Raw genomic sequence first — 13,413 nt, 5'->3', positions numbered from 1 at the left:
AATGGAGGCGCCATGTACGCCGATCACCTCGCCTTTGAAGGCCTACACCACAGGACCGGTGCGTTTTTTTCCCAGGAAACGACGCAACGCGTTGACGCCTGCGCGTTCGCGGGGGTATACAGTGCGCCGCGTTTTACCTGTGACCCTTATGCGTACCGCGCACTCTTGGCCACGCCCGGCTGATCCGCCCCGGCGGAGCCTGTGTCCAAGAAACCCAAGGTAACCACCTTGCCCCATTCCGCTGCGCCACGAGCGCGGTGGGTCCGATTCCGTCACAGATAAAAACAATGCAGGTGACTTCGTTCATGAGTGGACAAAACATGCATTCAGGCGAGCTCAAGCGGGGCCTGAAGAACCGCCATATCCAATTGATCGCCCTCGGCGGCGCGATTGGTACCGGTCTGTTCCTCGGCTCGGCAGGCGTGATGAAATCCGCCGGCCCGTCGATGATCCTTGGCTACGCCATCTGCGGCTTCATCGCCTTCATGATCATGCGCCAGCTCGGCGAAATGATCGTCGAAGAGCCGGTGGCCGGTTCGTTCAGCCACTTTGCCCATAAATATTGGGGGGGCTTCGCCGGTTTTCTGTCGGGATGGAACTGCTGGGTGCTGTACATCCTGGTCGGCATGTCGGAGCTCACCGCGGTTGGCAAGTACATTCACTACTGGTGGCCGGAGATCCCGACTTGGGTCACGGCAGCGGGCTTCTTCCTGCTGATCAACTTCATCAACCTGATGAACGTCAAGGTATTCGGTGAGGCCGAGTTCTGGTTCGCAATCATCAAGGTCGCGGCGATCGTCGGCATGATCGGCCTGGGTGCCTATCTGTTGACCAGCGGCAGCGGCGGCCCCGAGGCCTCGGTGACCAACCTGTGGGCGCATGGCGGCTTCTTCCCGCATGGCGTCAGCGGCCTGGTGATGGCCTTGGCATTCATCATGTTCTCCTTCGGTGGCCTGGAAATGCTCGGTTTCACCGCGGCCGAGGCCGACAAGCCGAAAACCGTCATCCCCAAGGCGATCAACCAGGTCATCTACCGCATCCTGATCTTCTACATCGGTGCGCTGGTGGTCCTGCTGTCGCTGACCCCTTGGGACAATCTGGTCGCCAGCATCGACGCCTCTGGCGGCAGCTACGGCAGCAGCCCGTTCGTCCAGGTGTTCTCGTTGCTGGGCAGCGATGTGGCTGCGCACCTGCTGAACTTCGTGGTACTGACTGCAGCGCTGTCGGTCTACAACAGCGGTACCTACTGCAACGCCCGCATGCTGCTGGGTATGGCTGAGCAGGGCGATGCACCTGCGGCGCTGGCAAAGGTCGACAAGCGCGGTGTGCCGGTTCGTTCGATTCTGGTTTCGGCGGCGGTGACCTTGATCGCCGTGCTGCTGAACTACCTCATTCCGCAGAATGCGCTGGAGCTCTTGATGTCGCTGGTGGTCGCGACCCTGGTGATCAACTGGGCGATGATCAGCTACTCGCACTTGAAGTTCCGCCAGCATCTGGATCGCACTGGCCAAAGGCCGCTGTTCAAGGCGTTGTGGTACCCCTATGGCAACTACATCTGCCTGGCTTTCGTGGTGCTGATCCTGGGCGTCATGCTGCAGATTCCTGGGATCCAGGTGTCGGTGTACGCGATTCCGGTGTGGCTGGTGGTGATGTATGTGTTCTACGTAGCTAAGGGCAAGCGTGGGGCGCAGGCCGTCGGCGAGGCTGGGACCATTACCAAGTAACCGCCTGATGGCATGAATGAAAACCCGACATCCGGTCACCGGTGTCGGGTTTTTTGTTGTCCGTCACTGCTTGTCAAGGGCGGTTTGCCGACGTTGAGGGTCGCTGCAGGCAACCCGCCCATCAGATCTGCTCCAGCAACCACCCGCGAAACGCCCGCAACGACGGCAGCGCCTCATTTCTCGGCGGGTAGATCAGGTAGTAGCTGCGTTGACTGGCAAAGGCGGTCCCTGGGCTGAAGAGCTCACCCTTGGCCAGTTCCTCCTCCACCAGGATTCTCGGCACCAGGCCGATGCCGATTCCGGCCCGTACCGCTTGGATCAAGTGTGAGGTCAGCTCGAAGCTGGGCCCCAGGCGCATGGCCCGGTGGGATAGGCCATGGTGCGAGAACCATTCGCCCCAGGCGTGCGGGTTGTTGGCCACGTTAAGCAGCACTTCTTCACTGATCCGCGCCGGCTCCCAGCCTTGGGCGTCGTTGCCGGCTTCGGACGGCAGGATCACCACCAGCTCTTCGGCATGCAAGCGATGGCAGATCAGGCCCGGCAAGTCGTGGCTGGCCACGCCAATGGCCGCGTCGATCTCGCTGGTGTCGAAGTTGATCGCTTCGATGCGTGAATGTATATGCACCAGCATGCCTGGGTGCGCGCTGTAGAACGCATGCAGGCGAGGTAGCAGCCATTTCGAGCCGAAGGTGGGAAGGGTTGCCAGGCGCAGGGTGCCGACGCCGGACTGGTATGCCAGGGCCTGCAAGGTCGCGTTGCGGATGCGCCCCAACGCCTCGCTCAGTTCGCGCTGGTACAGGCGGCCAACGTCGGTCAGCTGCACCTGTCTGCCCTCGCGCCGGAACAGCGTCAGGCCAAGCTGCTGCTCCAAGGCCTGCACTTGCCGGCTGACCGCGCTCTGCGTCAGGGACAGCTCGGCGGCGGCACGGGTGTAGCTTTCATGCCGGGCGGCAGCTTCGAAGGCCAGGAGTAGCGACATCGAAGGGGTCAGGTGGCGGTAATTCATTCATAAAAGTCATCGATAGCGGCAGGATTATCCGTTTGCCCCTGGGGCGAAAGTACAGGAACATGGGCCTATTCGTCATCCGTGCATACAGCGAACCATGCCGGAAAGACAGGATTTCCGTGAATTAGCCCATATCAAGAGGCCATCCTTCGATGATCGCCCAGCTGCCCACCCGCGCGCCGGCCGCCAACTACCCCGAATTTCTCGAAGCCCTGCGCAGCAGCGGCTTCCGTGGCCAGATCAGTGCCGACTACGGCACGCGCACCGTGCTGGCCACCGACAACTCGATCTACCAGCGCCTGCCCCAGGCAGCGGTGTTCCCGATGGACGCCGACGACGTGGCGCGGGTCGCTACACTGATGGGCGAGCCACGCTTCCAGCAGGTCAAGCTGACCCCGCGGGGCGGTGGTACCGGCACCAACGGTCAGTCGCTGACCGACGGCATCGTCGTCGACCTGTCGCGTCACATGAACAAGATTCTGGAAATCAACGTCCAGGAGCGTTGGGTGCGGGTTCAGGCGGGGGTGGTCAAGGACCAGCTCAATGCTGCGCTCAAGCCCCACGGTCTGTTCTTCGCCCCTGAACTGTCCACCTCCAATCGTGCCACTGTCGGCGGCATGATCAATACCGACGCCAGCGGCCAGGGCAGTTGCACCTACGGCAAGACCCGCGACCACGTCCTGGAGTTGCACAGCGTGCTGCTTGGCGGTGAGCGCCTGCACAGCCTGCCGATCGATGATGCGGCGCTGGAGCAAGCCTGCGCCGCACCTGGCCGGGTGGGCGAGGTGTACCGCATGGCTCGCGAAATCCAGGAAACCCAGGCCGAGCTGATCGAAAGTACCTTCCCCAAGCTCAACCGCTGCCTGACCGGCTACGACCTGGCGCACCTTCGCGACGAACAGGGCCGCTTCAACCTCAACAGCGTGCTGTGCGGTGCCGAAGGCTCGCTGGGCTACGTGGTCGAGGCCAAGCTCAACGTGTTGCCGATTCCCAAGTATGCGGTGCTGGTGAACGTTCGCTACACCAGCTTCATGGATGCCCTGCGCGATGCCAATGCGCTGATGGCGCTCAAGCCATTGTCGATCGAGACGGTGGATTCCAAGGTGCTGATGCTGGCGATGAAAGACATCGTCTGGCACAGCGTGGCTGAATATTTCCCCGCCGACCCCGAGCGCCCGACCCTGGGCATCAACCTGGTGGAGTTCTGCGGCGACGAGCCAACCGAGGTCAACGCCCGGGTGCAGGCGTTCATCGAGCACCTTCAGAATGACACCAGCGTCGAACGCCTGGGCCACACCTTGGCTGAGGGGGGCGACGCGGTCACGCGGGTCTACACCATGCGCAAGCGCTCGGTGGGCCTGCTGGGCAACGTCGAGGGCGAAGTGCGCCCGCAGCCCTTCGTGGAAGACACCGCGGTACCGCCAGAGCAGCTTGCCGACTACATCGCTGACTTCCGTGCCCTGCTCGATGGCTATGGCCTGTCCTACGGCATGTTCGGCCATGTCGACGCCGGGGTGCTGCACGTGCGTCCGGCGCTGGACATGAAAGATCCAGCCCAGGCGGCGCTGGTCAAGCCGATTTCCGACGCCGTGGCGGCGCTGACCAAACGCTATGGTGGCCTGCTGTGGGGCGAACACGGCAAAGGCCTGCGCTCGGAATACGTGCCGGAGTACTTTGGTGAACTCTACCCGGCGCTGCAGCGCCTCAAAGGCGCCTTCGACCCGCATAACCAGCTCAACCCAGGCAAGATCTGCACCCCGCCGGACAGCGCCGAAGGCCTGACACCGGTCGATGGTGTGACCTTGCGCGGCGATCTCGACCGTACCATCAGCGAGCGCGTGTGGCAGGACTTCCCCAGCGCCGTGCACTGCAACGGCAACGGCGCCTGCTACAACTACGACCCCAACGACGCCATGTGCCCCTCGTGGAAGGCCACCCGCGAGCGCCAGCACTCGCCCAAGGGCCGTGCCTCGCTGATGCGTGAGTGGCTGCGCCTGCAAGGCGAAGCCGATGTCGACGTGCTGGCGGTGGCGCGCAACAAGGTGTCCTGGCTCAAGGGCCTGCCGGCACGCCTGCGCAACAATCGCGCCCGTCAGCAGGGGCAGGTGGACTTTTCCCACGAGGTGTACGACGCCATGGCCGGTTGCCTGGCGTGCAAGTCGTGCGCGGGTCAGTGCCCGATCAAGGTCAATGTTCCAGACTTCCGCTCGCGCTTCCTTGAGCTGTACCACGGTCGCTACCAGCGTCCGCTGCGTGACTACCTGATCGGCTCGCTGGAATTCACCATCCCGTACCTGGCTCATGCGCCAGGGATTTACAACGCGGTGATGGGCTCGAAATGGGTCAGCAAGCTGCTGGCCGATAAGGTTGGGATGGTCGACAGCCCGCTGATCAGCCGCTTCAACTTCCAGTCGACCCTGACTCGCTGCCGGGTGGGTGTGGCCAGCGTACCGGCCCTGCGTGAGCTCACCCCGGCCCAACGCGAGCGCAGCATCGTGCTGGTGCAGGACGCCTTCACCCGGTACTTCGAGACACCGCTGCTGGCATCGTTCATCGAGCTGGCCCACCGCCTGGGCCATCGGGTATTTCTGGCGCCTTACAGTGCCAATGGCAAGCCGCTGCATGTGCAAGGCTTCCTGGGCGCCTTCGCCAAGGCTGCGATCCGCAACGCTACCCAGCTCAAGGCGCTGGCCGACTGTGGCGTGCCGCTGGTGGGCTTGGACCCGGCGATGACCCTGGTCTACCGCCAGGAATACCAGAAGGTGCCTGGCCTGGACGCGTGCCCGAAAGTGCTGTTACCCCAGGAGTGGTTGATGGAGGTGTTGCCGGAGCAGGCTGTGGTCGCGCCAGGCACCTTCCGGCTGATGGCCCACTGCACCGAGAAGACCAATGTGCCGGCCAGCACCAAGCAGTGGGAGCAGGTGTTCGCCCGTCTGGGCCTGAAGTTGGTGACCGAGGCCACCGGGTGCTGCGGCATGTCCGGCACCTATGGGCATGAGGCGCGCAATCAGCAGACCTCGCGGACCATCTTCGAGCAGTCCTGGGCGACCAAGCTGGACAAGGAAGGTGAGGCGCTGGCGACTGGTTATTCGTGCCGCAGCCAGGTCAAGCGCATGACCGAGCGGCAGATGCGCCACCCGCTGGAGGTGGTGTTGCAGTACGCGCAGCGCTGATCCGCGGGCGTAGACGGGGCGCCCTCTTCGTGGATGAACTCACAACCATGGGCTGATGCGGCCCTTATCTGTGGGGTCGGCTTTGGCGCGAAGAGGGCGTTGGCGATTCAGGATGGTCGCGGCATTTTGCGGGCTCGCCGCGCCTGTTGGTAAAGGTACAGGCTCAACGCAAGTCCGCAGCAGGACGCCGCCGCCGCGAACAGAAACATCGAAGCGAATCCGAACCCCGACGCCACAGCACCGACCAAGGGTCCGGTGATCCCCAGCGACAGGTCGATGAACAGCGAGTAGGCCCCCACCGCTGCGCCACGGTTGGCCGCCGAGACCTGATTGACCGCTTCCACGCCCAGCGCTGGAAACACCAGCGAGAACCCGAAGCCACTGAGGGCGGCGCCCGCCAGGGCCATTTCCGCGCTTGGCGCCAGCCACAGCATGAGCAGGCCCACGGTCTCCACCGAAAGACAGGCAATGGCCACCCGAAAACCACCAAGCCGGTTGATCATGTTGCCGAACAATAGCCGTGCGCAGATGAAGCTCGCGCCGAACAGGCTCAGGGTCAGTGCTGCGTTGGGCCATTGGCGGCTGGCGTAGTACAGGGTAATGAAGGTGGCGATGGTGCCGAAGCCGATCGAGCCCAGCGCCAGTCCGGAACCATGGGGGAAGACCTTGCCCAATACCCGCATGAACGGCAGGCGAACGCCACTGACGACAGGTGCGGCGCGCTTCGGCCAGGCCAGCAGCAAGCCGATGATGCCCAGCAATAGGATGCTCGCTCCCATGCTCCACAGGCCCAGGCTCTTGACCATCAGCACGCCCAGCGGTGCGCCGACGGCCAGTGCACCATAGCTGGCGATGCCATTCCAGGAGATGACCTTGGCGGTATGTTCGGCGCCGACCCGGCCAATGCCCCAGCCGATGGAGCCGGAGCCCACCAGGCTCTCAGCGCTGCCTAGTACCAGGCGGCCGACGAACAGGCAGGCAAGGCTCAGCCACGGCAGGTCATTGAGGAAGGCGCAAGCCAGCATGAACACGCCGCTCAGGCCGCAGCCGAACAGGCCGTACATGACGGCCTTCTTGCTGCCGAGGTTATCGATGATGCGCCCGGCAGTGGGGCGGCTGAGCAGGGTGGCCAGGTACTGGACGCTGATCACCAGGCCGGCGACCACGGCGCTGAAGCCCAGGTCGTTATGCACATAGCCGGGCAGCACGGCCAGGGGGATGCCGATGTTCAGGTAGCCGATGAAAGTGAAGAGAACGATGGAGACGACTTGCTGGGTGACCGCAAGAGGTCGCGGTGAATCTGGCATGGGGGCCTTCGTGGCAGAGGTTCTGGACGGTGTGAAAACGCGATGACAAGGGTAGACCGCGGGTCAGCCGTTTTCACACTGTCGGAGGGCGTGCGCGGTTATTCCTGGTCGGCGCTGGATTTATCGTCGCCATCCTGCTCGACGCCAGGCGTCGGTTCGGTGTGGGCGGCAACGGATTGCTCTTCGGGGTTCAGGCTTGGGAAGGGAAGATTCGGGATTTCATGCATCTCGTCGTTCCTCGCAAGAGTGAGTGAAAAGACTGCGCCAGGCGCGTGAGTGGCTTCGAAAAGCTGGGGCAGGATACAGCACTCGGGATGACAGTTTGAACTTTTTGCCGGTCAACTGTCGGTTTTGCGGGCGGATATCGGGCGTTGAATCCAGGGCGCAGGCAGAGGCGCTGCGCCCCGCCGACAGGGTGGGCGTGCACTGCGTGGGTGTGGCCTTGCGTCGCGGAAGGGGGCAAGCGCCCCCCGCTTTTGGACGGCGTGCGGTTACTTGCGGCCTTCAGCCGTCTCGGCAACTTTGTCGGTGCGTGCGCACATGATGAAGTCGTTGCGATGCAGGCCTTTGATCGAGTGGCTCCACCAGGTCACGGTGACTTTGCCCCACTCGGTCAGCAGGCCTGGGTGGTGGCCTTCGGCTTCGGCGATTTCGCCGACAGCGTTGGTGAAGGCCAGCGCGTGCTTGAAGTTCTTGAACAGGAACACACGCTCCAGCTCCATGTGGCCGTCACGCACTTCGATGTTCCAGTCCGGGATCTCGCGAATCAGCTCCGCCAGTTCTTCGTCGGTCACTTTCGGCGCGTCGGCTCGGCAGGCTTCGCAATGGGCTTGGTTCAAGGCATTCATGGGTTGTTTTCCGGTTTGAGTTGTTATCGGCAAGGTCGCTCAGGCAGCGACCTTGGGTGGAAACTTCGGCGCATGCAGGCCCAGCTGCATGGCCTGGTGAACCATGCCCATGATGTCTTCATGGGCCAGGTCGAACAGGCGCTTGAGGTTGGGCAGCACGAAGTAGATCGGTTGCAGAATGTCGATACGATAAGGGGTGCGCATCGCTTCGATCGGGTCGAAGGCCTGGTGTTCTGGCTCGTCCGAGAGACTGTAGACGGTTTCTTTCGGCGAGGAGAGGATGCCGCCACCATAGATCTTGCGACCTTGCGGGGTTTCCATGAGGCCGAACTCGATGGTCATCCAGTACAGACGGGCCAGGTAGACGCGCTGTTCCTTGGTCGCGGCCAGGCCGAGCTTGCCATAGGTATGGGTGAATTCGGCGAACCAGGGGTTGGTCAGCAGTGGGCAGTGGCCGAAGATTTCGTGGAAGATGTCCGGTTCCTGCAGGTAGTCGAGCTCTTCCGGGGTGCGGATGAACGTCGCTACCGGGAAGCGCTTGCTGGCGAGCAGTTCGAAGAAGGTCTGGAAGGGGATCAGTGCGGGCACGCGGGCGACTTGCCAGCCGGTGGTGGCTCCCAGCACTTTGTTGATCTCGCCCAGTTGTGGAATGCGGTCATGCGGCAATTGCAACTGATCGATGCCGTCCAGGTATTCCTGGCACGCACGGCCCTCGATGACCTTCATCTGGCGAGTGATCAGTGTGTTCCACACCGCATGCTCTTGCTGCGGGTAGTCGATAAAACCGTGCGCATCGGGCTCGCGTGCCACGTACTGCGTCTGTTTCATGTGGCTCTCCTAGTAGGGCTTTTCTTGTTATGTCCACGACATACCCTAGGAATATCCCTTCATCCGCTCGATTGCACGGTGTGTCCTGGCTGCGACTAGCGCTTTTCGTCTCGTTGTTGTAACGATAATTTTACAAAATCAGCGCTTTGCCTGAAAATCCGCAGCGTCAGGCTGGAGAATTCGATGAATTTGTCAGCTTATCTTTACGACTTTTCCGCGCGCAGGTGAAAAACTTCGGCGCTTCGAGAGCTTTCATGCGTATCAAAGTCCATTGCCAAAACCGCATCGGCATCCTTCGGGACATTCTCAACCTGCTGGTGGAATACGGCATCAACGTGCTGCGCGGGGAGGTGGGGGGTGACCATGGCAACGCCATTTACCTGCACTGTCCCAACCTGATCAACCTGCAGTTCCAGGCGCTGAGGCCAAAGTTCGAGTCCATCGCCGGGGTGTTCGGGGTCAAGCGCGTGGGGCTGATGCCCAGCGAGCGCCGGCACATGGAGCTCAACGCGTTGCTCGGCGCATTGGATTTTCCGGTGCTGTCGATCGACATGGGTGGCAGCATCGTCGCCGCGAACCGCACCGCTGCACAGCTGCTGGGGGTGCGGGTCGATGAGGTGCCTGGCATGCCATTGGCACGCTACGTCGAGGATTTCGACCTGCCGGAGCTGGTGCGAGCCAACAAATCGCGTATCAACGGCATGCGCGTCAAGGTCAAGGGTGATGTATTCCTGGCTGACATCGCGCCCTTGCAGTCCGAGCACGATGACAGCGAGGCGCTTGCCGGTGCGGTGCTGACCCTGCATCGCGCCGACCGTATCGGCGAGCGCATCTACAACGTGCGCAAGCAGGAGTTGCGTGGCTTCGACAGCATCTTCCAGAGTTCACGCTTGATGGCTGCGGTGGTGCGTGAGGCGCGGCGCATGGCGCCGCTCGATGCGCCCCTGTTGATCGAGGGAGAGACCGGAACCGGCAAGGAGTTGCTGGCCCGTGCCTGCCATCTGGCCAGCCCGCGTGGCCAAGCGCCGTTGATGGCACTCAATTGTGCCGGCTTGCCGGAGTCCATGGCGGAGACCGAATTGTTCGGCTACGGGCCCGGCGCTTTCGAGGGCGCGCGGGCCGAGGGCAAGCTTGGGCTGCTGGAGCTGACGGCGGGCGGCACGCTGTTCCTCGACGGGGTAGGGGAAATGAGCCCGCGTCTTCAAGTGAAACTGCTGCGTTTTCTGCAGGACGGGTGTTTCCGTCGTGTTGGCAGCGATGAAGAGGTGTACCTGGATGTCCGGGTCATCTGTGCAACCCAGGTGGATTTGTCTGAATTGTGCGCGCGCGGCGAGTTCCGCCAGGACCTCTACCACCGCCTCAACGTGCTGTCGTTGCATATTCCGCCGCTGCGTGAGTGCATGGACGGGCTGGAGGGCTTGGTGCAGCATTTTCTCGACCAGGCCAGCCGGCAGATTGGCTGTGCGATGCCGCGTCTGGCGCCAGCGGCGATGGACAAGCTCGGCCAGTACCATTGGCCAGGCAACGTGCGGCAATTGGAGAACGTGCTGTTCCAGGCCGTATCGTTGTGCGAGGGCGGGGTGGTGAAAAGCGAACATATTCGTTTGCCGGACTATGGCGTGCGCCAACCGTTGGGTGAGTTTTCCCTGGACGGGGACCTTTCGCAGATTGTCGGGCGCTTTGAAAAAGCCGTACTGGAAAGTTTGATGGCCGAATACCCAAGCAGTCGGGCATTGGGAAAACGACTGGGGGTTTCGCACACGACGATTGCCAATAAGTTGCGTGATTATTCGCTCAACAAGTCGGGTGAATAGTCAAGAACGCGAAAGGGCCCCAGTGGGGCCCCATTCCAGCTCGCAACGCCAGAGAAACTTAGCCGTTAGAGCAACCGTTACCCATCACACGGTATTCGAGAACGTGCTTCTGGCCCTTGGAGTCCTCGTAGGTCATGCGGGCAGGTACTACTTCGCAGACATTAGGCACTTCGCTCATGGAGATCACGCGGGCGATGTCCAGGTGCTGCGAGTAACTGTATTGTTCAACCGGAATCTGCTCGGCCTCTTTTGCAACTTCGCCCGCCATCGCTGCGCTGCAAACAACACTGCCAAGTACCAATGCCAGTAACGCTTTCATTTTCATTTTACCTTTCTAAGGTCGTGAGGGGGTGCGCGGCGCTTTTGGCGCCGCGAGTACAGCTAAGTTTCAACTATCAGTTAGAGGGAGATTAACAGTTGCCTTCGTGGGGGCTGTTACCAGTAGTTAATCGCCTTGCCGTTGTTGGCGAGGTGAAGTTTATGCCCAGGTAGTGGGGTGAAACAGAGCGTGTTTTGATAAAGTTTTTTTGCCTTTTGACAGAATCTGTAACAATCCCTGGGCAACCTCCTTGGTTTTTTCCTCTGGCAGGGCCGCCGGGCGCGGGCTAGAGCGTTTGTGAAAAAACCTTCAGGGGAAATCGGGCCCCGCTACTACCAACGTCGAATGGCTTTTGCCGCTCTGGTACAGTTACAAACGAATCCATACAACAACAACTATTACACCGAGGTAACACAGATGAGTGCGGCTCCACTGTATCCCGTTCGTCCCGAGGTTGCGGCCACTACCCTGACCGACGAGGCCACCTACAAGGCCATGTACCAGCAATCGGTGATCAACCCGGACGGCTTCTGGCGTGAGCAGGCCCAGCGAATCGACTGGATCAAGCCTTTCACCAAGGTCAAGCAGACCTCTTTCGACGACCACCACGTCGATATCAAATGGTTCGCCGACGGCACTCTGAACGTTTCCTCCAACTGCCTGGATCGCCACCTCGAAACGCGCGGCGACCAGGTGGCGATCATCTGGGAGGGCGACGACCCTTCCGAACACCGCAACATCACTTATCGCGAACTTCACGAGCAGGTGTGCAAGTTCGCCAACGCTCTGCGTGGCCAGGACGTGCACCGTGGTGACGTGGTGACCATCTACATGCCGATGATTCCAGAGGCGGTGGTGGCCATGCTGGCGTGCGCCCGTATCGGCGCCATTCACTCGGTGGTGTTCGGCGGCTTCTCGCCGGAAGCGCTGGCCGGGCGCATCATCGACTGCCGCTCGAAGGTGGTGATCACCGCCGACGAAGGTGTGCGCGGTGGTCGTCGCACGCCGCTCAAGGCCAACGTCGACCTGGCCCTGACCAACCCCGAAACCAATAGCGTGCAAAAGATCATCGTATGCAAGCGCACCGGTGGCGACATCGCCTGGCACCAGCACCGCGATATCTGGTACGAAGACCTGATGAAAGTGGCCTCCAGCCACTGCGCGCCGAAGGAAATGGGGGCCGAGGAGCCGCTGTTCATCCTCTACACCTCGGGTTCCACCGGCAAGCCCAAGGGTGTGCTGCACACCACCGGCGGCTACCTGGTGTATGCCGCACTGACCCATGAGCGCGTGTTCGACTACCGCCCGGGCGAAGTCTACTGGTGCACCGCGGACGTCGGTTGGGTCACTGGTCACAGCTATATCGTCTATGGCCCTCTGGCGAACGGTGCCACCACCCTGTTGTTCGAAGGCGTGCCGAACTACCCCGATATCACCCGCGTGTCGAAGATCGTCGACAAGCACAAGGTCAACATTCTTTACACTGCGCCTACCGCCATCCGCGCGATGATGGCCGAAGGGCAGGCCGCGGTGGAGGGCGCCGATGGTTCCAGCCTGCGCCTGCTCGGTTCGGTGGGCGAGCCGATCAACCCGGAAGCCTGGAACTGGTACTACAAGACCGTTGGCAAAGAGCGCTGCCCGATCGTCGATACCTGGTGGCAGACCGAAACCGGCGGCATCCTTATCAGTCCGCTGCCAGGGGCTACCGGCCTCAAGCCCGGTTCGGCGACCCGTCCGTTCTTCGGGGTGGTGCCCGCGTTGGTGGATAACCTGGGCAACCTGATCGAGGGCGCCGCCGAGGGCAATCTGGTGATCCTCGACTCCTGGCCGGGCCAGTCGCGTTCGCTGTTTGGCGATCACGATCGCTTCGTCGACACCTACTTCAAGACTTTCCGAGGCATGTACTTCACCGGCGACGGTGCGCGTCGCGATGAAGATGGCTACTACTGGATCACGGGGCGCGTGGATGATGTGCTCAACGTGTCCGGGCACCGCATGGGTACCGCCGAGATCGAAAGTGCGATGGTTGCCCACTCCAAGGTCGCCGAGGCGGCGGTGGTGGGGGTGCCGCATGACATCAAGGGGCAGGGCATCTATGTCTATGTCACCCTCAATGCGGGCATCGAGCCCAGCGAGCAACTGCGTCTGGAGCTCAAGAACTGGGTGCGCAAGGAGATCGGTCCAATCGCTTCGCCGGATGTCATCCAGTGGGCGCCAGGGCTGCCGAAGACCCGTTCGGGCAAGATCATGCGCCGTATCCTGCGCAAGATCGCTACCGGCGAGTACGACGCGCTGGGTGATATCTCGACACTGGCCGATCCAGGGGTGGTGCAGCACCTGATCGACACCCACAAGTCGATGAGCCTGGCTTCAGCGTAAATCGTGCAAAGGCCG

At 61.8% G+C, this 13,413-nt stretch carries 10 protein-coding genes; 4 read left to right on the top strand and 6 right to left on the bottom strand.

Features of this window, described 5'->3' with window-relative positions:
- The first annotated feature begins 305 nt into the window (after window positions 1-305).
- Complete coding sequence (locus IF103_RS17150; RefSeq protein ID WP_162144470.1) at window positions 306-1,724, top strand: amino acid permease; 1,419 nt, start codon at window positions 306-308, stop codon at window positions 1,722-1,724.
- 121 nt (window positions 1,725-1,845) lie between these two features.
- Here IF103_RS17150 and IF103_RS17145 read toward each other — a convergent pair whose 3' ends face one another.
- A complete protein-coding gene (locus IF103_RS17145; protein ID WP_202675506.1) occupies window positions 1,846-2,730 on the bottom strand; it encodes a LysR substrate-binding domain-containing protein in 885 nt (294 codons plus the stop codon).
- Between the two features lie 152 nt (window positions 2,731-2,882).
- Here IF103_RS17145 and ydiJ point away from each other — a divergent pair, with 152 nt between their 5' ends.
- Window positions 2,883-5,903, top strand: a complete 3,021-nt coding sequence (gene ydiJ / locus IF103_RS17140) for a D-2-hydroxyglutarate dehydrogenase YdiJ (RefSeq protein WP_202675505.1) — start codon at window positions 2,883-2,885, stop codon at window positions 5,901-5,903.
- A gap of 107 nt (window positions 5,904-6,010) precedes the next feature.
- Here the strand turns inward: ydiJ and IF103_RS17135 are convergent, their stop codons facing one another.
- From IF103_RS17135 to phhA, 4 genes are all read right to left on the bottom strand, one after another.
- On the bottom strand, window positions 6,011-7,210 hold the full coding sequence (locus IF103_RS17135; protein WP_104881388.1) for an MFS transporter: 1,200 nt from the start codon (window positions 7,208-7,210) through the stop codon (window positions 6,011-6,013).
- A 98-nt stretch (window positions 7,211-7,308) separates the two neighbouring features.
- Complete coding sequence (locus tag IF103_RS25130; RefSeq protein ID WP_023381605.1) at window positions 7,309-7,437, bottom strand: hypothetical protein; 129 nt, start codon at window positions 7,435-7,437, stop codon at window positions 7,309-7,311.
- Window positions 7,438-7,701: 264 nt separating this feature from the next.
- Window positions 7,702-8,058, bottom strand: coding sequence for a 4a-hydroxytetrahydrobiopterin dehydratase (locus IF103_RS17130; protein ID WP_003254532.1), 357 nt, complete (start codon window positions 8,056-8,058; stop codon window positions 7,702-7,704).
- A gap of 39 nt (window positions 8,059-8,097) precedes the next feature.
- Window positions 8,098-8,886 (bottom strand): phenylalanine 4-monooxygenase, encoded by a 789-nt coding sequence (phhA, locus tag IF103_RS17125; protein ID WP_023381604.1) that lies wholly within the window; start codon window positions 8,884-8,886, stop codon window positions 8,098-8,100.
- A 254-nt stretch (window positions 8,887-9,140) separates the two neighbouring features.
- Between phhA and IF103_RS17120 the strand changes: the two genes are divergently transcribed.
- A complete protein-coding gene (locus IF103_RS17120) occupies window positions 9,141-10,700 on the top strand; it encodes a sigma-54-dependent transcriptional regulator (RefSeq protein WP_104883411.1) in 1,560 nt (519 codons plus the stop codon).
- 58 nt (window positions 10,701-10,758) lie between these two features.
- On the opposite strand, the gene IF103_RS17115 is transcribed toward IF103_RS17120, so the two are convergent.
- Entirely contained in the window at window positions 10,759-11,019 is a 261-nt protein-coding gene (locus IF103_RS17115; protein ID WP_023381602.1) for a DUF2790 domain-containing protein, read from the bottom strand.
- Window positions 11,020-11,436: 417 nt separating this feature from the next.
- On the opposite strand from IF103_RS17115, the gene acs reads away from it, so the two are divergent.
- Window positions 11,437-13,398: an acetate--CoA ligase gene (acs, locus tag IF103_RS17110; protein WP_023381601.1), complete on the top strand. Its 1,962-nt coding sequence runs from the start codon at window positions 11,437-11,439 to the stop codon at window positions 13,396-13,398.
- Window positions 13,399-13,413 lie beyond the last annotated feature (15 nt).

This window comes from Pseudomonas sp. SK2, assembly GCF_016772395.1.
Taxonomy (GTDB): domain Bacteria; phylum Pseudomonadota; class Gammaproteobacteria; order Pseudomonadales; family Pseudomonadaceae; genus Aquipseudomonas; species Aquipseudomonas taiwanensis.
Note: the sequence above shows the minus strand (reverse complement) of the source record. Positions and strands in the feature narration are given on the sequence as shown.